The sequence below is a fragment of the Georgenia sp. SYP-B2076 genome (genome assembly GCF_003991205.1).
In the GTDB taxonomy this organism is placed as follows: domain Bacteria; phylum Actinomycetota; class Actinomycetes; order Actinomycetales; family Actinomycetaceae; genus Georgenia.
This window is the reverse complement of record NZ_RXOZ01000011.1, coordinates 17,934-36,539: the sequence shown is the minus strand read 5'-3', so window position 1 is coordinate 36,539 and position 18,606 is coordinate 17,934. Positions and strand designations below refer to the sequence as shown.

17 protein-coding genes are annotated in these 18,606 nt (G+C 73.5%); 7 read left to right on the top strand and 10 right to left on the bottom strand.

Going from position 1 to position 18,606, the window contains the following annotated elements; genetic code table 11:
* Window positions 1–24: 24 nt before the first annotated feature.
* On the top strand, window positions 25–2,124 hold the full coding sequence (locus EJK16_RS05040) for a glycoside hydrolase family 3 protein (RefSeq protein WP_127126988.1): 2,100 nt from the start codon (window positions 25–27) through the stop codon (window positions 2,122–2,124).
* Window positions 2,125–2,236: 112 nt separating this feature from the next.
* Here EJK16_RS05040 and idi read toward each other — a convergent pair whose 3' ends face one another.
* The 3 genes from idi to EJK16_RS05025 all read right to left on the bottom strand — a co-directional run bounded on the left by idi (window position 2,237) and on the right by EJK16_RS05025 (window position 4,388).
* Entirely contained in the window at window positions 2,237–2,824 is a 588-nt protein-coding gene (gene idi, locus EJK16_RS05035; RefSeq protein WP_127126986.1) for an isopentenyl-diphosphate Delta-isomerase, read from the bottom strand.
* Window positions 2,825–2,889: 65 nt separating this feature from the next.
* The gene (locus tag EJK16_RS05030) at window positions 2,890–3,747 is read right to left on the bottom strand and encodes a DUF2182 domain-containing protein (RefSeq protein WP_127126984.1); all 858 of its coding nucleotides are present in this window, start codon (window positions 3,745–3,747) and stop codon (window positions 2,890–2,892) included.
* Window positions 3,744–4,388 carry a DUF1326 domain-containing protein gene (locus EJK16_RS05025; RefSeq protein WP_127126982.1) on the bottom strand — a complete coding sequence of 215 codons (645 nt, stop codon included), beginning with the start codon at window positions 4,386–4,388 and terminating at the stop codon, window positions 3,744–3,746. Before EJK16_RS05025 ends, EJK16_RS05030 begins: the two co-directional genes overlap by 4 nt.
* A gap of 155 nt (window positions 4,389–4,543) precedes the next feature.
* Between EJK16_RS05025 and EJK16_RS05020 the strand changes: the two genes are divergently transcribed.
* The 3 genes from EJK16_RS05020 (at window position 4,544) to EJK16_RS05010 (ending at window position 8,003) form a co-directional block, all read left to right on the top strand.
* Window positions 4,544–5,545, top strand: coding sequence for an ATP-binding cassette domain-containing protein (locus tag EJK16_RS05020; protein ID WP_127126980.1), 1,002 nt, complete (start codon window positions 4,544–4,546; stop codon window positions 5,543–5,545).
* Window positions 5,542–6,354 (top strand): ABC transporter permease, encoded by an 813-nt coding sequence (locus EJK16_RS05015; RefSeq protein ID WP_127126978.1) that lies wholly within the window; start codon window positions 5,542–5,544, stop codon window positions 6,352–6,354. The genes EJK16_RS05020 and EJK16_RS05015 overlap by 4 nt, the downstream gene beginning before the upstream one ends.
* An 80-nt stretch (window positions 6,355–6,434) precedes the next feature.
* The gene (locus tag EJK16_RS05010) at window positions 6,435–8,003 is read left to right on the top strand and encodes an FMN-binding glutamate synthase family protein (protein WP_127126976.1); all 1,569 of its coding nucleotides are present in this window, start codon (window positions 6,435–6,437) and stop codon (window positions 8,001–8,003) included.
* Between the two features lie 61 nt (window positions 8,004–8,064).
* On the opposite strand, the gene EJK16_RS05005 is transcribed toward EJK16_RS05010, so the two are convergent.
* From EJK16_RS05005 to EJK16_RS04995, 3 genes are all read right to left on the bottom strand, one after another.
* On the bottom strand, window positions 8,065–9,585 hold the full coding sequence (locus tag EJK16_RS05005) for a molybdopterin-dependent oxidoreductase (RefSeq protein WP_127126974.1): 1,521 nt from the start codon (window positions 9,583–9,585) through the stop codon (window positions 8,065–8,067).
* A 180-nt stretch (window positions 9,586–9,765) separates the two neighbouring features.
* Window positions 9,766–10,500, bottom strand: coding sequence for a DUF305 domain-containing protein (locus tag EJK16_RS05000; RefSeq protein ID WP_240645786.1), 735 nt, complete (start codon window positions 10,498–10,500; stop codon window positions 9,766–9,768).
* Between the two features lie 2 nt (window positions 10,501–10,502).
* On the bottom strand, window positions 10,503–11,165 hold the full coding sequence (locus tag EJK16_RS04995; protein WP_240645785.1) for a DUF3105 domain-containing protein: 663 nt from the start codon (window positions 11,163–11,165) through the stop codon (window positions 10,503–10,505).
* A gap of 182 nt (window positions 11,166–11,347) precedes the next feature.
* Between EJK16_RS04995 and EJK16_RS04990 the strand changes: the two genes are divergently transcribed.
* The gene (locus tag EJK16_RS04990) at window positions 11,348–12,382 is read left to right on the top strand and encodes an LLM class flavin-dependent oxidoreductase (RefSeq protein WP_127126972.1); all 1,035 of its coding nucleotides are present in this window, start codon (window positions 11,348–11,350) and stop codon (window positions 12,380–12,382) included.
* A gap of 83 nt (window positions 12,383–12,465) precedes the next feature.
* Here EJK16_RS04990 and EJK16_RS04985 read toward each other — a convergent pair whose 3' ends face one another.
* Both EJK16_RS04985 and EJK16_RS04980 read right to left on the bottom strand, forming a co-directional pair.
* A complete protein-coding gene (locus tag EJK16_RS04985) occupies window positions 12,466–13,104 on the bottom strand; it encodes a pyridoxal 5'-phosphate synthase (protein ID WP_127126970.1) in 639 nt (212 codons plus the stop codon).
* Between the two features lie 3 nt (window positions 13,105–13,107).
* Window positions 13,108–13,902 (bottom strand): MBL fold metallo-hydrolase, encoded by a 795-nt coding sequence (locus EJK16_RS04980; RefSeq protein WP_127126967.1) that lies wholly within the window; start codon window positions 13,900–13,902, stop codon window positions 13,108–13,110.
* 243 nt (window positions 13,903–14,145) lie between these two features.
* On the opposite strand from EJK16_RS04980, the gene EJK16_RS04975 reads away from it, so the two are divergent.
* Window positions 14,146–15,216 carry a DUF932 domain-containing protein gene (locus EJK16_RS04975; RefSeq protein WP_127126965.1) on the top strand — a complete coding sequence of 357 codons (1,071 nt, stop codon included), beginning with the start codon at window positions 14,146–14,148 and terminating at the stop codon, window positions 15,214–15,216.
* Window positions 15,217–15,243: 27 nt separating this feature from the next.
* On the opposite strand, the gene EJK16_RS04970 is transcribed toward EJK16_RS04975, so the two are convergent.
* The gene (locus tag EJK16_RS04970) at window positions 15,244–16,239 is read right to left on the bottom strand and encodes an NAD-dependent epimerase/dehydratase family protein (RefSeq protein WP_127126963.1); all 996 of its coding nucleotides are present in this window, start codon (window positions 16,237–16,239) and stop codon (window positions 15,244–15,246) included.
* A gap of 152 nt (window positions 16,240–16,391) precedes the next feature.
* On the opposite strand from EJK16_RS04970, the gene EJK16_RS04965 reads away from it, so the two are divergent.
* Entirely contained in the window at window positions 16,392–17,576 is a 1,185-nt protein-coding gene (locus EJK16_RS04965) for a M20 family metallopeptidase (protein WP_127126961.1), read from the top strand.
* Window positions 17,577–17,632: 56 nt separating this feature from the next.
* On the opposite strand, the gene EJK16_RS04960 is transcribed toward EJK16_RS04965, so the two are convergent.
* A complete protein-coding gene (locus tag EJK16_RS04960) occupies window positions 17,633–18,601 on the bottom strand; it encodes a nucleoside hydrolase (RefSeq protein ID WP_127126959.1) in 969 nt (322 codons plus the stop codon).
* Window positions 18,602–18,606 lie beyond the last annotated feature (5 nt).

Here is an 18,606-nt window from a genome sequence, read left to right as displayed (position 1 = left end):
CAGCAGGTCGAGGGAGACCACCAGATGAGCACTCGCAGCACACGTGCCCGCCGTCGGGGCATCGCCGCCGCCACCGTCGCCGTCCCGCTCACGTTGGCGCTGGCCGGCGGCGCCTTCGCCGCCCCGCCCGCGCACTCGAGCGCCGGGGGCAACCCGCCCGCCCACTCCAACGCGGGAGGGAAGAACTCCCCGGACGTCGAGGCCCGGGTGAAGCCCGTCATCAAGAAGGGCCAGCGCGAGTTCCGCGACCTCAACGCCAACGGCAAGCTCGACGCCTACGAGGACTGGCGCAAGTCACCCACGGAGCGGGCCAAGGACCTGGTCTCCCGGATGACGCTCGAGGAGAAGGCCGGCCTCATGCACATCACCTCGGAGCGGCGCGGCGCGCCGGCCGGGACGGTGGTGGACGACCCGTACGGGCCCACCGTCGGGTACGTCGAGGACCGCAACATCCGCTACCTCGTCATCCGGGACAACCCCACCGCCTACCAGCTCGCGGACCGCGCGAACGACTACCAGGAGATCGCCGAGGCCTCCCGCCTGGGCATCCCGGTGGTCTTCACCTCCAACCCGCGCAACCACGTCAACCCTGACCAGCAGTTCGGCATCAGCGAGGCCACCGGGCAGTTCTCCCTGTGGCCGGGCAGCCTGGGGCTCGCGGCAACGCAGGACCCCGGCGTCGTCCGCGGGTTCGCCGAGATCGCCCGCGAGGAGTGGCGCGCCGCGGGCATCCACAAGATCTACGGCTACCAGATCGAGACAGCCACCGAGCCACGGTGGAACCGGGTCTCGGGGACGTTCGGGGAGAGCCCGGACCTCAACGCGGAGATCGCCCGCGAGCTCGTCCTGGGGTTCCAGGGCAAGACGCTGGGCGGCGAGTCGGTCGCACAGACGATCAAGCACTTCCCCGGTGACGGCGCGGTGCTGCGCGGGCTCGACCCTCACAACGAGCAGGGCCAGTGGGCGGTCTACCCGACCGCGGGCAGCCTGTACGAGTACCAGCTGCCGCCCTTCCAGGCGGCGATCGACGCCGGCGCCAGCTCGGTGATGTCGTACTACAACGTGCCCAACAACGAGCTCAGCGCGGACCAGCTCCCCAAGCACCTGTGGTACTCCGAGGACCAGCAGTTCGAGGAGGTGGCGGGCGCCTACAACAAGGCGATCATCGACGGCCTGCTCAAGGGCGAGCTGGGCTTCACCGGGTACGTCAACAGCGACAGCGGCATCCTGACGACGACGGCGTGGGGTGCGGCGATCCAGGCGCTCAGCCTCGAGCAGCGCTACGCCAAGGCCGTCGACGCCGGCATCGCGCTCTTCTCCGACTACAACGACCCGACGGGGCTCATCAACGCCGTCGAGCAGCGCCTGCTGGCCGAGTCCGACCTCGACCCCCACGTGCGGGCGCTGCTCGAGGAGATCTTCACCCTCGGCCTGTTCGAGAACCCGTACGTCGACCCGGCGGGCGCCCAGGCCGTCGCCAGCTCCACCGCGTCCCAGGCGGTCGCGGACGCGGCGCACCTGAAGTCCGTGACGCTGCTGCGCAACGACTCCGCCCAGCTGCCGCTGGCCGACGGCGCCCTCGCCGGGACCCGGCTGTACGTCGAGGTCTTCACCCGCTCGGGCGCCGCCGACCAGACTGCGGCTCTGAAGCGCGTCATCCGCGCGGCCGACCCGTCGATCCAGATCGTCGACACCCCGGAGGCGGCGACCGACGCCCTCGTCCTGGTCCGGCCGAACAGCTTCGAGCTGCCCGACGGGTCGGCGAAGTCCGTCGAGCTCGACGCCGACACGGGGGTGGACGTCGCCCGCATCCAGCAGATCGAGGCCGCGGTCCCGACCATCCTGGCCGTCAACACCGTGCTCCCCTGGGTCATCGAGGACATCGAGCCGGGCGCGGCGTCGGTCATCGCCACGTTCGACGTCAAGACCGAGGCGCTGTGGGAGGTCGTGCGCGGGCACTTCAACCCGACCGGCGGGCTCCCGGTCACGCTCCCGGCCGACCAGGCCGCGGTGGAGGCGAACGCCTCCGACGTGCCCGGCTACGCCGAGAGCTTCGACTACGCCTACACCAACGCCGTCGGTGACGACTACACCTTCGGCTTCGGGCTCGCCTACGACGAGTAGCCGGCTCGTGCCGCGCAGGTCCGCGCTTGCGCGCCGACCTGCGCGGCACGGAACCGCCGGCACGGCATGACGAGAGGCCGCCGCGCTCCCGCACCCGGGACGCGGCGGCCGCTCAGCGCCCGGCCGTGAAGAGCTGGGCCAGCCGCGGGTCGGCGAGCTGGAGCACGAGCCACGGGCTGAACGCCCACGGCGCGGCCGTCACCGCGGCCAGCAGGTCGGCGGGCGCGACCCACCGGTGCTCGGCCACCTCGTCGGCGCCGGGCGCCGGGTCGCCGTCGAACCAGGCCGTGTAGACCGGGCACACCTCGTTCTCCACGATGCCGGAGGCGTCGACCGCGCGGTACCGGAAGTCCGGCAGCACGACCGCCGGCTCGCCCACGTCGATGCGGAGCTCGAAGCGGCCCCGGCGCCGGACGGCGTCCTCGCTGGCCTCGCCCGGTGCCGGGTGCCCGCAGAAGGAGTTGGTCCACACGCCCGGCCAGGTCAGCTTGGTCAGGGCCCGCCGGGTGACGAGGACGCGCCCGGCGGAGTCGAAGACGTGGCAGGAGAACGCCAGGTGCAGGGGCGTGGCGGCGGTGTGGACGGCCGCCTTGTCGGCCGTGCCGACGGGCCGGCCGTGGTCGTCGAGCAGCACGACCTCCTCCGCACCGCCCGGTGCCCGCACCGCGGAGCCGCGCTCCTGTGACCCCAGATCCGTCATTCGGCGTCCCTTCGTCAGCAGCCGCGCCCACCATAGCCCGGGCGGACGCCGGCGCCCGGGCGGGGCTACATCGCCGGGCTCATGCCCCCCTCGGCGACGCCCGCGATGAGGTGGAGCAGCGGCGGGTAGGCCATCACGGCGAGCCCGATGACGACGAGGGCGGTCCCGACCACGCGGGGCAGGGCCCAGCCGCGCCGCCAGACCTTCTCGGCGAGGAAGACCAGCGCCAGCCCGGCCATCCACACGAGGTTCATCAGGCCGACGACGAGCAGCACCGCCATCAGGGCCCAGCAGCACCCCAGGCAGTAGGCGCCCTGCGCGACGCCGGCCCGGAGCGCGGCGCGCGTGCCGCCACCGAAGTCGTGCTGGACGAGGAACGCGAACGGGCTCCGGCAGGCGCCCAGGCAGATCGTCTTCCACCGGCTGAACTGGTAGAGACCGGCGACGATCAGCGTCGCACCCGCCACGAGGGGCAGCCAGGTCGCCCCCTCCGCAGGGACCGCGATCGCCCGGAAGGCCACGAGCGCGGCCAGCGGCACCAGCCCCGCCACCGCCCAGACGAGCAGGTAGCCGGCCACGAGCGCCAGGGTCGGCACGACGCCCTCCCCGCGGCGGCGCACCACCATGCGGTGCGCCGCTACGAGCGGGACCACGGTCGGGAACATCATCGCGACCATCATCCCGACCCACATGGCCAGGAAGAGCGGTGCCGCGACGGGCATGGGCATTGCGGTACCCACCTGCGCGAGGCCGCTGACCATGCCGTCCATCGCGCCGGACTGGCGAGCCACCAGCAGCCAGGCGAGCGCCGCGCAGGCCACCAGCCAGCACGCGACCACGACGACGATCCGCCGGGACAGCGTCGCCAGCGGGTCGCCCCGGACCGACGTTGCGCCCGTCGCCGGCAGCGGAGCGTCGCTCACGCGTCCGGTCCGCTCCAGCGGAACGGGAAGTGCTTGCTCGAGCGACCGCCCCACTCGAACGCGAAGGAGAAGGCCGGCGCGTCCACCCGGGCCGCGGTCCCCACGCCCCACGTCGCGGGCCCGCCGGGGCCGACCTCGGCGCCGGGCGCGTTGAACAGCTGGACACGCGCGCCCGGCGCCGCCGTGGGTCCGGTGAGCGCCTCGGCCTCCGCGGTGACGTGGCCGGGCACCTCCGCCCGCCAGCGTGACAGGTCCTCGGCGACCTCGACGCGCACGGACGCGTACTCCAGGCCCCGCATGTCCCCGATGAGCTCCGCGAAGCCCGCCGGCCACCCGCCGGCCCGCCCGCCGAAGATGGTCAGCATGGCGTCGCGCTGGGCCTCGTCCGCGCGCTCGTCCACGTACATCCCCATCGCGCACTTGGCGCCGGCCCAGATGTTGCCCTCGAACGCACTCACGGCGATGAGGTTCAGCCCGTCCAGGGCGACGTCGCCGTAGTGCCCCTCGCGCACGTGCCAGGCGAGCACGCCCTCGCACCGGTTGCGGCTCGGCGGCTGCGCGAACGTGCACGGGCACGGGACGTCGCAGCTGCAGACGTCGAACCAGTCGCCGGTCAGCGCCCACCCCGGAACCTCGGCCATGGCAGCTCGCCCCGTCTCACCGTCGTCACAGATGCTGCCTCGTCCCAGTACACGCCGGTGGGTCATGGCGAACAACCCCCCAGTGGGTGGGGCACGGCGGGCGGCGCCCGAAAACTCCTGGTTGATGTCACCGGGCTCGCGTAGCGTCTGCGACCATGACCTACGCGATCCGCGCCACCGGTCTGACGAAGCGGTACGGGGACGTCGTGGCCCTCGACGACGTCGACCTCGAGGTCGAGGCCGGCACGGTCCTCGGCCTGCTCGGGCCCAACGGCGCCGGCAAGACCACCTGCATCCGGATCCTCACCACGTTGTTGCGCCCCGACGCCGGGACCGCCGAGGTCGCCGGCGCCGACGTGCTCACCCAGCCGCGCGCCGTCCGCGAGCGCATCGGCCTCTCCGGCCAGTACGCCGCCGTCGACGAGTACCTCACCGGCTTCGAGAACCTCGACATGATCGGCCAGCTCTACCACCTGGGCCGACGGCGCAGCCGCGAGCGCGCGCGGGAGCTGCTGCGCCAGTTCCGGCTCGACGACGCCGGGGACCGCCCGGCCAAGACCTACTCGGGCGGCATGCGCCGCCGCCTCGACCTGGCCGGCGCGCTCGTGGCCGACCCGCCCGTGCTGTTCCTCGACGAGCCCACCACCGGGCTGGACCCCCGCTCGCGCACCGAGATGTGGGAGGTCATCCAGACTCTGGTGGGCGGCGGCACCACGGTGCTGCTGACCACCCAGTACCTCGAGGAAGCGGACCTGCTCGCCGACGAGATCGTCGTCATCGACCACGGGCGCAGCATCGCGCGCGGCACCGCGGACCAGCTCAAGGCCCAGGTGGGCGGCGAGCGGCTGGAGGTCGTGGTCTCCGACGCCACCCAGCTCCGCGCGGCGCGCGAGCTGCTCGACTCCCTCGCGGTCGGGGCCACCACCGAGGACGAGCGCACCCGCCTGCTCGTCGTGCCGACGTCGGGCGGGACCGGACCGCTCGTCGACGCCCTCCACCAGCTCGACGACGCGGGGATCTCCGTGGACGACATCGGCATCCGCCGTCCCACCCTCGACGACGTCTTCCTCGCCCTGACCGGCCACGCGGCCGAGGACGGCGCCGCCGCGCCCTCGGCCGACGGGCACCGCCCACACACCAGAGAGAGGGCCCGATGACCGTGCTGCGCGCCGTCAACGACGGCTACGTCGTCGCCAAGCGCAACCTCATCAAGATCAAGCGGGTCCCGGACCTGCTGGTCTTCACCACGATCCAGCCCATCATGTTCGTCCTGCTCTTCGCCTACGTCTTCGGTGGCGCCATCGACCAGGCCGGCGGCGGCGCGGGCTACCGGGAGTTCCTCATCGCCGGGATCTTCGCGCAGACCGTGGTCTTCGGCGCCACCATCACCGGCGCGGGCCTGGCCGACGACATCAAGAAGGGCATCATCGACCGGTTCCGGTCCCTGCCCATGTCGGGCTCGGCGGTCCTCGTCGGGCGCACCCTCTCCGACGTCGTGAACAACGTCCTCGTCCTCGTGGTCATGGGGCTGACGGGGCTCGTCGTGGGGTGGCGGATCCGCACCTCGCTCGGCGAGGCGCTGCTCGGGTTCGTCCTGCTCCTGCTCTTCTCCTACGCGATCTCATGGGTGATGGCGTGGATCGGGATGCTCGTGCCCACCCCCGAGGTGGTCAACAACGCCGCGTTCATCGTCATCTTCCCGCTGACCTTTGTCGCCAACACGTTCGTCCCCCTGGCCTCCCTGCCCGGTCCCCTGCAGGCCTTCGCCGAGTGGAACCCCGTCTCAGCGGTCACCCAGGCTGCCCGGGACCTGTTCGGCAACGCGGACCCCAACCCGCTCGCGCCGGCGCCCACGTCGTGGGCCCTGCAGAACCCTGAGCTGTACACGGTGCTGTGGGCGGGGGTGATCCTCCTGATCTTCGTGCCGTTGGCGACGTGGCAGTACCAGCGCTCCACCAGCCGGTGACCGGCCGGTGACGGGCCGGTGACGGGCCGGTGACCGGCCACCGGTCGTGGGAATCGCCGGGCGGGGGCACACTTCGGAGCATGAAGTGGTCTCGTGCCCTCATCCCGGTCGTCGGTGTCGCCGGCCTCGCCGCGCGGGACCTGCTGCAGCGCCAGCACGCGCTCGTGCGCAACTTCCCCATCATCGGACACGCCCGCTACGCGATCGAGTCCATCGGCCCCGAGCTGCGGCAGTACGTCGTCGCCGGCAACGACGAGGAGCGGCCGTTCAGCCGGGACCAGCGGCGGTGGGTCTACGCGTCCTCCAAGAAGGAGAACAACTACTTCGGCTTCGGCACCGACAACGACGTCGAGCACACCGAGGGCTACCCGATCATCAAGCACCGCACGTTCTCCGCGGTCGTGCCACCGTCGCACCCGGCCGCCGGGGAGAACGTGACCATGCCCTGCGCCAAGGTCCTCGGCGGGGCCCGCGGCCGGGCCAAGGCGTTCCGGCCGCAATCTATCGTCAACGTCTCGGCGATGAGCTTCGGGTCCCTCTCCCCGCAGGCCATCCAGGCGATCAACGCCGGCGTGGCCCTGGTCGGCGCGACGCACAACACGGGCGAGGGTGGGCTGTCGCCGTACCACCGCCAGGGCGGGGACCTGGTGTTCCAGATCGGCACCGCGTACTTCGGGTGCCGGGACGAGGACGGCGCGTTCGACCTCGAGCGCCTCAAGGCCCTGGTCGCGTCCGCGCCGGTGCGCGCCATCGAGATCAAGCTGAGCCAGGGCGCCAAGCCCGGGCTCGGCGGGGTGCTGCCGGCGGCCAAGGTCTCCGCGGAGATCGCCAAGATCCGGGGCATCCGGCAGGGCGAGGACTGCATCAGCCCGTCACGCCACGCCGAGTTCCACGACGTCGACAGCCTGCTCGACTGGGTCGAGCTCCTCGCCGACGAGACGGGCCTCCCGGTGGGCATCAAGTCCGCCGTCGGCGACATGCAGTTCTGGCACGACCTCGCCGCGCAGATGGCCGACAGGACGCGCGGCGTCGACTTCATCACCATCGACGGCGGCGAGGGCGGGACCGGCGCCGCCCCTCTGACGTTCACCGACTCGGTGTCGCTGCCGTTCCGGGTGGCCTTCCCCCGCGTGTACGGCGTCTTCGCCGAGGCCGGGCTGACGGACGACATCGTCTTCATCGGGGCGGGGAAGCTCGGGCTCGCCGACAACGCCATCGTCGCCTTCGCCCTCGGGTGCGACCTGGTCAACATCGCCCGCGAGGCGATGCTGGCGATCGGGTGCATCCAGGCGCAGCGCTGCCACACCGACCGCTGCCCGACCGGGGTCGCCACGCAGAACGCGTGGCTGGCCCGCGGGCTCGATCCGGAGCTGAAGTCCGTGCGCCTGGCCAGCTACATCCGCACGCTGAACCGGGACCTGCTCAAGGTCGCGGAGTCGTGCGGGGTGCTGCACCCGGGCCTGATCGACGTCGACGACATCGAGATCCTCCACGGCAACCAGTTCGGCCGGCCGCTGCGGGACATCGTCGGCTACGGGCCGGGCTGGGGGCAGCCGTCGGCGGCGCAGCAGGCGGAGCTGACCAGGGTCATGACGGCGGAGGCGCCGCAGGGCGGCACCGCCCCGAAGTCGGAGACCACGCAGTCCTGACGGCGGCCCTGGCCGCGGCCCCTCCGACGGCGGACCGGCGGCCCCCTCCGACGGCGGGCCCTCACCCGACCCGGACGTCCACGCGGTGCCACCCCGTGGCGCCGTCCGGCACGACGCCGGCACGCTCGCCGGTCTGCACGGTCCCGTCCCGGCCGGTCGCCCGCACCTCCAGGGCGTGCTCCCCCGCGTCGGCCGCCCAGTGCCACACCCACTGCCGCCAGGTGTCGACGCTGACCTCATCGGCGAGCTCGGCGGACTGCCACGCCCCGCCGTCGACCCGGACCTCCACGCCCGCGATGCCGGTGTGCTGCGCCCACGCCACGCCGGCGACGACGAGGTCTCCCGGAGCGAGCTGGCGGCGCCCGCGGGGGACGTCGATGCGCGAGGAGATCTTGACCGGCCCGTGCGCGGACCACCCGCGGTCGGTCCAGTACGCCGTCTCGTCGGCGAACCGCGTCACCTTGAGCTCGCTGACCCACTTCGTGGCGGAGACGTAGCCGTACAGGCCGGGCACCACCAGGCGCACGGGGTAGCCGTGCTCGGGCGGCAGCTGGGTGCCGTTCATCCCGACGGCGAGCAGGGCGTTGCGCTCGTCCGTGAGGACCGCCAGCGGGGTCGAGGCCGTGAAGCCGTCCACGCTGCGCGAGAGGACCATGTCGGCGCCGGCCCGCGGGCCGGCGCGGCGGAGCACGTCGCGCACGGGCAGCCCGAGCCACAGGGCGTTGCTCACGAGGTCCCCGCCCACCTCGTTCGAGACGCAGCACAGCGTCACCCACGCCTGCGTGAGCGGCTGGGCCAGGAGCTCGTCGAGGTTCAGGACCACCTCCTGGTCCACCAGCCCGTGCACGCGCAGCTGCCAGGTGGCGGCGTCCACCCGGGGGAGGACGAAGGCGGTGTCGATCCGGTAGAAGTCGGCGTTGGGCGTGCGGTAGGGCGCCACGCCGGGGATCTTCAGGTCCGCCCCGGCGGGGACGGGCGGCGCCGTCGCCGCCGGGGCCGGCAGCGTCAGGGGCGCGGCGGCCGGGGCGCGGCCCGCCGTCGTCACGCGCGCGACGCCCGCGCCGACGAGGGTGCCCGCCGTGAGGAGCCCGGCCCCCTTGAGCAGGCTGCGGCGGTCGAGCGTGCGGCGCTCGGCCATGGCGCGGGCCGCGTCCAGCGGCTCCGGCGGGGCCAGGACCGCGGCGAGGACCAGCGCCCCGATGACGGCGCACGCGAGCACGGGCCAGGTGGCCAGGAGGCCGCCGTCGGGCCGGTAGGCGGTGGCCGCCGCGGCCACGACACCCAGGACGACGACCACCCCGGCGCCCGACCAGCGCCGTCGCCGCTCCTCCAGGCCCGCGACGACCGCGAGCGCGAGCATGACGACGGCGATGCCGACCCCCAGCGCCAGCTTGTCCCGGGTGCCGAACAGGTCGATGGCGAGCTCCTTGAGCCAGCCAGGGGTGAAGTCGATGAAGGTCTCGGCCACCGCCTCGACCGGGCCCGGGCCGGTCCGTGCCAGCCGGGTCAGCACCTCGGCGAGGACCACGGCGCCGGCGGTGACCCCGACGCCGCCCGCCGCGGCCGCGGCACGGGTAACCATCAGGCCCCGGCCATCACCGGGCGGGCCGGGCGGCCGAGAAGGAGCTGGTCGATGGCCATCGGGCCGCTCCCTCCCCGCCACGCGCGTCCCGGCGCAGGGACGCCGCGCCGGCGATGCGCCGGCTGCGAGCAGTGTCCTCCTCGGCGCGGGGCGTGCCAAGGGGCCCCCCGCCGGAGTGGCCTACCCCGCTGTGGGGCCTCCGCGGGCGTCGAGCAGGTCGTGCAGCACGTTCAGCTCGGCGCTCTGTGACCGCACGATCATCAGGGCGAGATGCCGGACCACGTCCTCGTCGGCGTTGTCCGCCGCGTACTCGGCCATGGTCACGCCCGCCTCGTGGTGGGTGATCATCAGCTCGAGGAAGCGTCGTTCGGCGTCGGTGCCGGAGGACGCGGCGAGCTGGTTCAGCTGGGCCCGGGTGGCCATGCCCGGCATGAGGCCGCCGGCCGGGACGGCGGTGTGGCTCGAGTGGTCGGCCATCCAGGCCATCTGCGGGCCCGGGTCGGACTGCGGGTAGCCCCACTGCTCCAGCCACCCGAACATCTGCCCCGCCTGCTGCTGCTGGGTCAGCATGATGTCCAGCGCGACGCTTCGCACGGCCGGGTCGTCGGAGCGGTCGCGCACGAGTGACGACATCTGCACCGCCTGGACGTGGTGGGTCTGCATGTCCCGCGCGAACCCGACGTCGACCGACGCCTCGGGCGGGGGCACGTCGCCGTCGCCGCCCAGGCGTGAGCCGACGATGAGGCCGAGGACCGCGGCGGCGAGCGCCGCGAGCACCGCCGCGGCGACGACGACGGGCCGCGCAGCGCCGGGCGCCCGGGGGCCCGCGGCGCCCGGGGCTCCCGGGGTTCCCGCGGTGTACCGGGCGCCCGCGGTGCTACCGCGGCTGCCGGCGTCGTGCTCCTGGGTGCTCACGCTCAGGCGGCCGGCGTCCCGGTGCCGCCGAAGCAGGCGGCGCCCGGCTCCGGGGTCTGCTTGCCCTGGAGGTACTTCTTGAGGAACACGTCCACGCGCGGGTCCTCGGCGTCCTCCAGCGCGAGCTGCGAGCCCCAGGCGTTCATGACGATCGGGGACTCGAGGCCCTCGTAGGGGGTGAGCAACCCATAGTTCTGGTTCTCGATCTTGTCCCTGAGGAGGGCGAGCTGGTCGGCGGGCAGGTCCGGTGAGTAGGTGATCCACACGGCGCCGTGCTCGAGCGAGTGGACGGCGTTCTCGTTCGCCACCGGCCCGTCGTAGATGCCGCAGTTCTGCCAGACCGCGTTGTGGTCGCCGCCGACCGGCGGCGACATCGGGTAGTCGACGGCACCGGTGACGTGGTTCGCCGTGAGGCCGGGGAAGTCCTGCACGCCCTCGATGGGCCCTTCCGCCAGCTTCGCGATCTCGGCGTCCTGCGCCCGGGCCTCGGCGCGGCGCTCGGCCTGGCCGATCAGTGGCACGGCCACCGCGGCGATCAGGCCCAGGCAGACGAGCGCCACGACCCCGAAGATCCAGAGCTTCCGCCGGCGGTCCTTGCGCTGCTGCTCGGCGCGCATCGCCGCGATCCTGGCGGCACGTTCCTTGGTCTGCTGCTTGTTCGCCACGTGTCTCCCAGGGTCCGGCAGCCCACCGCTGTGGTTGCCGTTTCAAGTATCCAGGTCACCCTATCCCGGGGGCGGTTTCCGGAACCAGCCCACGCCGCCCGGCCGGGCGGAATAGCGCTTGCTCGCGGCCGGTTCCCTCGAGCAGTTCACCACCCCACCCGCAAGAACCGAAGGGCACCCACGTGGCACACACTCTTGAGCTCGGGCTTGACACCTTCGGCGACGTCACGGTCGACGCCGACGGGCTCCCGCTGTCCCACCCGGTCGTGATCCGCAACGTCGTCGAGCAGGCGGTGCTGGCCGACCAGGTCGGCCTGAGCTTCATCGGCATCGGCGAGCACCACCGGCCCGACTTCGCCGTCTCCGCGCCCGACGTGGTCCTGGCCGCGGTCGCCGGGCGGACGCGCACCATCCACCTCGGCTCCGCCGTCACCGTCCTCAGCTCCGACGACCCGGTGCGCGTCTTCCAGCGCTTCGCGACCCTGGACGCCGTCTCGGACGGCCGCGCCGAGGTGATCCTCGGGCGCGGGTCCTTCATCGAGTCGTTCCCGCTGTTCGGCTACGACCTCGAGGACTACGAGGTGCTCTTCGAGGAGAAGCTCGACCTCTTCGCGCGGCTGCGGACCGAGGGCGAGGTGACCTGGTCGGGGAAGACCCGCGCCGCGCTGCACGACCAGAAGGTCTACCCGTACACCGCGTCCGGCGCCCTGCGCACCTGGGTCGGGGTGGGCGGCAGCCCGCAGTCGGTGGTGCGCGCGGCACGCCACGGCCTGCCGCTCATGCTCGCCATCATCGGCGGGGCGCCCGCGCGTTTCGCGCCCCTCGTGGACCTCTACCACCGGGCCCTCGACCAGCTCGGCCAGCCGGCCCAGCCCATCGGGGCCCACTCCCCCGGCTACGTCGCCGCCACCGACGAGCAGGCCCGCGAGGAGATGTGGCCCCACCACGCGGCGATGCAGGAGCGCATCGGCCGCGAGCGCGGGTGGGGGCCGGTCAGCCGGGGCCAGTTCGAGCACGACGCCGGCCCGGACGGCGCGCTCTTCGTCGGGTCACCGGAGACGGTGGCCGCCAAGATCGCCGGCGCGGCCCGGGTGCTGGGGCTCTCCCGGTTCGACCTGAAGTACTCCACCGGCACCCTGCCGCACGAGAAGCTCATGACCAGCATCGAGCTCTACGGCACCCGGGTCGCGCCGCTGGTCCGGGAGATGCTCGCCTAACCCCCGCCCCCTAAGCGTGCGAGAGTCCCCTCGGTGAGACGTCACTTACTCACGGCAAGGATGTGACGTCTCACGCCCCGGGATCACCCGGCGAGCCTCTCCGTGACCCAGACGCCCTCAGCCGAGCGCGCATAACCCAGCCGGTTGCTCGGCCCTTGCGCGTCGCCCCGCCAGAAGACGAGGCGGTGGGGCGTGACCCGGTAGCCGCGCCACCACGGTGGGGGCGCCAGCGTGCCCTCCGGGTGCGCCGCGTCGAAACGTGCCCAGGAACGACGGCGCAGCTCGGCCGGGCGGGCGGCCAGCGCGTCGTCGTTGTGCCACGCGAGGAGCTGAAGGTACCGACTCTGGGCGCCGAAGGCACCGGCGGCCGCCTCGTCGTCCGCGGGGCTCACGCTGCCCTGCACGACCAGCTGGCGGAGCTCGCCGCGCCACACCACGGCCAGCGCCACCCGGGGGCAGGCCACCAGCTCGGCGGCCTTGCGGGAGCGGGCGTCGGTATAGAAGCAGAACACCTCCGCGACGTCGCTGAGCATCACATGCCGCGAGTCCGGGAACCCGTCCGCGTCGATGGTGGACAGCGTCATGAGCGGACGCTCCTCCCCCACCAGGTCACCCACCCACAACCGGGCGAGCGCCATGGGGTCGGCGGGCGTGTCATCGACGTCGACGTCGCCGCCGAAGCGGTTGACCACCGGCGCCGCCGCGGGCCGGGCGGGGGCCACCGGCTACTCGCCGACGTCCACGCCGAGGTACGCCAGCTGCGACCTGACGATCGAGCGGGACGCCCAAAGCCGGTGGCCCTCGACGGGGCCGTACACGGCCGCGACGACGTCGTCGAGCCGGGTGGTGCCGGTGTCCACGACCGCGCGGATCTCCTCGAGCCGGCGCAGCCGGTGCGCGTGGGCCTCGGCCAGCGCGGCGCCCGGGTCTGCCAGCACAGGCCCGTGGCCGGGCGCCACCTGCCGGGCCCGGCCGCCCCGGACCAGGCCGGCGAGCCGGTCCAGGCTCTCGAGATAGCGGCCGACGTCGCCGTCCGGCCACGGGATGATCGTGGAGCCGCGGCCCAGCAGGGTGTCGCCGGTGAGCAGCAGACGGTCGGCTGGCAGGAGGAAGCTCACGGAGTCCGGGGTGTGGCCCGGGGTGACCAGGACGTCGAGGTCGAGCCCGCCGACGCTGAGGCGTTCGCCGTCCTGCCAGGGCGCCCCCCGGCCGGCGCCGCGGACGGGCGCCCCGGTGAGCTCGGCGAACCTGTCCGCCGAGCCGGTGTGGTCGGCGTGGTGATGGGTGAGCAGGACCAGCGCGACCCTCCCGCCGTCCTGCCCGGCCGTCGCGAGCACCTCGGCGAGGTGGCTCTCGTCGGGCGGCCCCGGGTCGACGACGACGACCTCGCCCGCCCCCGGCTCGCGCAGCACCCAGGTGTTCGTGCCGTCGAGGGTCATCATCCCCGTGTTCGGGCACAGCACGCAGGTCGCGCGCGGGGAGACCCGCCCACCGGTCCACACGTCCGTCGTCGACGTCATCCGTCCTCCTTCGCCTGTCCGGGCACCCTAGCGAGCGACCGACCTGGGGGGCGACGCCGCCGGCACCGGGAGCGCGCCGTGGCTGGACCGTCCGCGGGGCCGGGGCCCCGTGCTCCGGGCCTGGTGGGGAGGGTACCCGGCCGTCGCGCCGGCTCCACGGCCGCCCGCATGTCCCGGTTGTCCCCAGGTGTGGGGCGCGGTGTGGGCGGCAGGCGGTTTGCTTCCGTCAAGGAGGCGACACCGATGTCCAAAGAGACCCTAGAGACGCTCAACACCCAGATCCTCATCGGGAACACTGCGCACCGGGGGACGGCCTGGCACTACCGGGCCGAGTTCCAGGGCGCGGAGCCCAACCACTACCCCGGGCCGATCCCCGTCGCGGACGTCACGCGGCGCCTGTTCGCCTGGCAGGCGGAGTCGTGGCCGTTCGCGATCGAACGGGCCGCCGACAAGCGCACGATGACGCACCTGAGCCGCGACGGCACGCCCATGAGGTGGGAGCGGGTCGAGGGCCGCCAGGCCATCGTCCGTTCCGACCGCAGCGACGGCAGCGTGCTGGGGGTCTTCACCGACGCGTACGTCCCGCACCAGTACGCCGACTACCTGCTCACCTCGCTGGGCAACATCCTCGACGACTCGTTGTCCATCAGCTCGGCCGGGCTCCTGCGGGACGGTGCGATCGCGTGGGTCGAGATCAGCGTGCCGGAGTCGGTCACGACCCCTGAGGGGGTGGAGTTCCGGCCCAACCTGCTCGCGACGACGACGCTCGACGGGTCGCTGGCCACGACCTACAAGCGCACGGTCACCGACGTCGTGTGCGACAACACCCGTAACGCGGCCCTGCTCGAGGAGGGGCAGGACCTCAAGATCCGGCACTCGCGGGGGTCGCGGCTCCGGCTCGGGTCGGCCCGCGAGGCGCTCTCGCTCGTCCACACCACCGCCGAGTCCTTCGCCGCGGAGGTCGCCGCGCTCTGCGCGATCGAGGTCGACCACCGCACGTGGAGCCGGTTCCTCGACGCGTGGATCCCGATGGAGGACGCCCGCGGCGAGCGGCTCGGGACCCGCGCGACCCGGTTCGCGGAGAAGAAGCGCGAGGCGATGGCGGGTCTGTACGTGCACGACCGGCGGGTCGAGCCCTGGGGCGGGACGGCCCACGCGGTCCTGCAGGCGGTCAACACGTACGAGCACCACGTCCGGCCCGTGCGGGGGCCGTCGCGTCCGCAGCGCAACATGTTCCGGGCCGTCACCGGCGACTTCGCGGCCGTGGACCGGACGGCGTGGCGGGTGCTGCAGGAGGTGCGTGCGGGGGCGTGAGCGCCTCGGAAGACGCGGGGACCCCGGTCAGAGCGCCCGGGGGCGGTACGCCTCGACGAGCGAGTCGAAGAGCCGGTCGAGGCGCTGGTCGACCACGCGGCGGGCGGGGTCGGCGTCGTACCAGGCCGTGATCTCGCGGGCCCCCTGCGAGAAGGGGACGTGCGCGGCGAAGCCGGGGACGATGCCGCGGATCTTGGCGTTGTCGAAGACCATCGAGTGCGCCTTGTCGCCGAGCAGCGAGGCGCCCAGCTCGGCGTCCGCGGCGGCGACGGCATCGGAGGGCACATGGACGAGCCGGGGCGTGGCGCCCGCGGCGTCGGCGACCAGGGTGAAGATCTGGTTCCAGGTGAGCACCTCGTGGGAGGTGATGTGGAATGCCTCGCCGATCGCGGCCGTGGCGCCCAGCAGCCCCACGAAGCCCGCGGCGAAGTCCGTGTGGTGGGTCAGCGTCCACAGGGACGTGCCGTCGCCGGGCACGACCACCTCGAGCCCGCGGCGCATCCGGTCCACCGCGGTCCAGCCGCCCAGCAGCGGGACCTTCGTCCGGTCGTAGGTGTGGGACGGGCGCACGATCGTCCCCGGGAACCCGTGGTCGCGATACTCCCGGACGAGGACGTCCTCGCCGGCGATCTTCCCGCGCGAGTACGCCCAGAAGGGGTTGCGCAGGGGCATCGACTCGGTCACGGGCAGCCGGCCGGGCGGCGTCTGGTAGGCCGACGCCGAGCTGATGAAGACGTACTGGCCGACCTTGCCGGTGAAAAGCTCGACCGCCGCGCGGACGTCCTCGGGCGCGAACGCGACGAAGTCGGCGACGACGTCGAAGGTCAGGTCGCCCAGGGCGGCGCGGACGGCCGCGGGATCGTGCGCGTCCGCGTGGAGCACGTGCGCACCTGGCGGGAGGGGGCGGAGCGAGGACTCGCCCCGGTTGAGGACGTAGACCTCCATGCCCTCCTCGACGGCGCGGTGGGCGCACGCCGAGCTGATGACGCCGGACCCACCGATGAACAACACCCTCAACGACATGCTCGTCCCGTCTTCCGCTCGTCCTGCCTGTCCGTCCGCCCGCGGCGACCGCCCTGCCACGACCCGCCGCGTCGACCGCCCCACCGCGGCCCCCGGGCGCGACCGCGCCTATCGTGGGCAAGGATCACCAACGTACACACCCAGGAGCGCCGATGGCCCCGACCCCGTCGCCCGTCGACCCGACCCCGTCGCCCGTCGACGAGGACCTGCTCCCCTGGATGGTCCGGCGGCGGCGCCACCTCCACCAAAATCCGGAGGTCGGGCTGGTCCTTCCTGACACGCACGCCTACCTCGAGGCCGAGCTCCGGCTCCTCGGCCTGAACCCGGAGGTCCGCACCGCGGCGGGCCTGACCGTCCGGGTCCCCGGGCACGGCGGCACCGGGACCACGAGGGTGCTGCGCGCGGACATGGACGCCCTCCCGCTGGAGGAGGCCACGGGGCTGCCCTTCGCCTCGCTGCGCCCGGGCGCCATGCACGCGTGCGGTCACGACCTGCACATGGCCGTGCTCCTCGGGGTCGCCCGCACGCTCACCCAGCGGCCGCCGCGGCACGACGTGGTCCTTGCCTTCCAGCCCGGTGAGGAGGCGGACCGGGGCGCGGTGGCGACGCTGCGGCACGCGAACCTCCGCGCGGCGGACCACGCCACCGCGTTCGCGCTCCACGTCAACGCGGTGCAGCCCGCGCACTCGATCAACTACCGGCACGGCACCTTCATGGCCACGGGTGACTGGTTCCGGGTCGCCTTCCACGGATCCGGTGGCCATGCCAGCGCCCCGGACCTGACCGGCAGCCCCGTGGACGCGGCGGCGTTCTTCATCACCGGCCTGCGGCAGCTCACCGAGACCCTGGCGGCGAAGGAGCACGTCGTCGCCACCGCGACGGAGGTCCTCTCCGGCGCCTCGGTCAACGTGATCCCCACCGACGGCTCGGTCCGGGGCACGATCCGCACGCTCGGCCCCAAACAACGACGACGGCTCCTCGCGGGGATGGAGCAGGTGACGGCCGCGGCGGCCGACCGGGCCCGGGTCACCGGCACGCTCACCGTCACCGAGGGCTATCCGGCCGTCGTCTCGGACGGGCCCTACCTGGACCGGCTGCTCGCGCGGCTCGCCGCCTCCCCGCTCCAGGGGCACGTCCGCGAGATGGCGGCGCCGTCGATGGTGATCGAGGACTTCGCGTACTTCCTGCACAGGTGGCCGGGGGCCATGGTCTACCTCGGCGCCAACGTCCCCGGGTCACGGGCGTTCAACCACTCGGCCGAGGTGCTCTTCGACGAGAGCGTGATGGGCACCGGGGTGGCCCTGCACCTCCTCGCCGCGGACCTCGACATGGCCTGAGCTCCCGACCTGGCCTGAGCTGTCGACCTGGCCTGAGCTGTCGACCTGGCCTGAGCTCAGGCGCTCGCCTCCCCCGGCCGCTCCTGCCTGCCGAGGGCGTCGATGCTGCCCAGCACCAGCTCCCAGTACCCGCGCACGTCCAGGGTCATGGCGACCTCCGCGTTCGCGGGCCGGCCGAGGCGGCCGAAGAGGTCGACGACCGTCGTGCCCCGGGTCCACCTCCCCGCCGTCTCGACCGCCACGAAGGCCTCCTGCCAGCGGACGAGGTGCGGGTCGATGAGCGCGGCGAGGGTGCACGGGTCGTGCACGGGTGGCGAGTCGAACTGCCAGACCTGGCGGTACGAGGAGCCGAAGAACCCCATCCACCCCGCCGCGACCCGGCCGAGGCGGTGGTCCATGGCGCGCAGGCGGTCCACCACGTCCGCGGTGGCCAGGGCCTGGTGGGTGAGGTTAAGGCCAACCATCCGCGGCCGCACCCCGGCCTCGAGCACGACCTCCAGCGCCTCGGGGTCGCTGTAGGCGTTGAACTCCGCCGTGGGGGTGTGGTTGCCGCGCTCGGTCGACCCGCCCATGAAGATCACCTCACGGATCCGGTCCCGGACCCCGGGCGCGCCCTGGAGCAGGCGGGCGACATTCGTGATCGGCCCGGTCGCGACGAGGGTGACCGGCTCCTCCGCGGCGGTGAGCACCTCGCCCATGAGGTCGACCGCCGACTGGGTCACGGGCCGGGTGACGGGTTCGGGCAGGTCCGGGCCGTCGAGGCCGCTGCGCCCGTGGACGTAGTTCCCGAGCTCGGCGGCGCCGGTGAGCGGGCCCGCGGCGCCGACGGCGACGGGCACCTGCGGGGCGCCCGCCAACTCGAGCACCCGCAACGCGTTGCGGGTCGCGTCCTCGACGGCGCAGTTGCCGAACGTCGTCGTCACGGCGCGCAGATCGATCCTCGGCGACTGCACGGCCAGGAGGATCGCGATGGCGTCGTCGTGACCCGGGTCGCAGTCCAGGACGACGGGGATCGGCCGGTCCACGGCCC

Coding starts and splice junctions, on each gene's coding strand:
- EJK16_RS05040 (WP_127126988.1), top strand. CDS start 25: ATGAGCACTCGCAGCACACGTGCCCGCCGTCGGGGCATCGCCGCCGCC.
- idi (WP_127126986.1), bottom strand. CDS start 2,824: ATGACGGATCTGGGGTCACAGGAGCGCGGCTCCGCGGTGCGGGCACCG.
- EJK16_RS05025 (WP_127126982.1), bottom strand. CDS start 4,388: ATGGCCGAGGTTCCGGGGTGGGCGCTGACCGGCGACTGGTTCGACGTC.
- EJK16_RS05020 (WP_127126980.1), top strand. CDS start 4,544: ATGACCTACGCGATCCGCGCCACCGGTCTGACGAAGCGGTACGGGGAC.
- EJK16_RS05015 (WP_127126978.1), top strand. CDS start 5,542: ATGACCGTGCTGCGCGCCGTCAACGACGGCTACGTCGTCGCCAAGCGC.
- EJK16_RS05010 (WP_127126976.1), top strand. CDS start 6,435: ATGAAGTGGTCTCGTGCCCTCATCCCGGTCGTCGGTGTCGCCGGCCTC.
- EJK16_RS05005 (WP_127126974.1), bottom strand. CDS start 9,585: ATGGTTACCCGTGCCGCGGCCGCGGCGGGCGGCGTCGGGGTCACCGCC.
- EJK16_RS04980 (WP_127126967.1), bottom strand. CDS start 13,902: ATGACGTCGACGACGGACGTGTGGACCGGTGGGCGGGTCTCCCCGCGC.
- EJK16_RS04975 (WP_127126965.1), top strand. CDS start 14,146: ATGTCCAAAGAGACCCTAGAGACGCTCAACACCCAGATCCTCATCGGG.
- EJK16_RS04970 (WP_127126963.1), bottom strand. CDS start 16,239: ATGTCGTTGAGGGTGTTGTTCATCGGTGGGTCCGGCGTCATCAGCTCG.
- EJK16_RS04965 (WP_127126961.1), top strand. CDS start 16,392: ATGGCCCCGACCCCGTCGCCCGTCGACCCGACCCCGTCGCCCGTCGAC.